The sequence below is a fragment of the Lysobacter cavernae genome, from assembly GCF_042648505.1.
Taxonomy (GTDB): domain Bacteria; phylum Pseudomonadota; class Gammaproteobacteria; order Xanthomonadales; family Xanthomonadaceae; genus Lysobacter_L; species Lysobacter_L cavernae.
The window spans coordinates 1-794 of the sequence record NZ_JBHRXK010000031.1; the positions used below are offsets into that span (position 1 = coordinate 1).

General features: G+C 54.7%; 1 protein-coding gene. It reads left to right on the plus strand.

Annotated elements, in window-relative coordinates; all coding sequences use genetic code 11:
• Positions 1-120 precede the first annotated feature (120 nt).
• Entirely contained in the window at positions 121-666 is a 546-nt protein-coding gene (locus ACFOLC_RS16125) for a hypothetical protein (RefSeq protein ID WP_386760287.1), read from the plus strand.
• Positions 667-794 lie beyond the last annotated feature (128 nt).

Here is a 794-nt window from a genome sequence, read left to right on the forward strand (position 1 = left end):
GTAAGGCCACAGTCGGTCAGTTCGCGGGTTGGCTGCGGCCTAACAATTCATTCAAGCCGAACCCGCTTCGCGGGTCGGCTTAATTCAGGCGTTAGGCGCCACATCCAAGTTCCCTAGAGTATGAACGCCAAAGAATTTGTCGCAAGTTGGAAAGAACAGAGGGACGACTATCTTGCGTCCCTATTCGCTGGCTCCGGTCTTGCTGGAAAGCAGCTCATGGAACTGGGCTTGAGTGACACTCAAACCGAGCAGATTTGGCGACTTATGGATACCGTTACGACCGACACTATGTATTCGCTTCTGCTCGGCCTAGATGGCTCTGCCGCTATCGGTAACAGCGAGCAGCAGGCATTCAAAATCTATGACGAGGACGGGAACCTTGTATCAGACTGCGGAGACCTTGAGACAGAAGCTTATGAATGTTTCCATGGCACTCCTGCAAGCATTCCCGTCCTTCAAGAGCGCTCACTGGCGCTTTTGCGGCAGTCTCGCAAAGACTGGAATATCCAGGGAGTTCCAACGGTATCTGTCGGAGACGATGGGATTGTTCGCTGCCATCACTGCGGAAAGTCATTCCATATCGGCTCGGCACATTCCTGGGATGGGCAGAGACATCGCAGTTGCGGCGCGTACTTGCATCTTTCAGTATCCAGCAGTGGCGCCTAACAATTCATTCAAGCCGAAGCCGCTTCGCGGCTCGGCTTAATTCAGGCGTTAGGCCCCTGAAGAGCAAAAGCCCGCTCTCCGGCAACATGCACCAAGCTCTTCCGTGTGCTCCCGCCGTCCGCTTCGCG

Coding starts and splice junctions, on each gene's coding strand:
- ACFOLC_RS16125 (WP_386760287.1), top strand. CDS start 121: ATGAACGCCAAAGAATTTGTCGCAAGTTGGAAAGAACAGAGGGACGAC.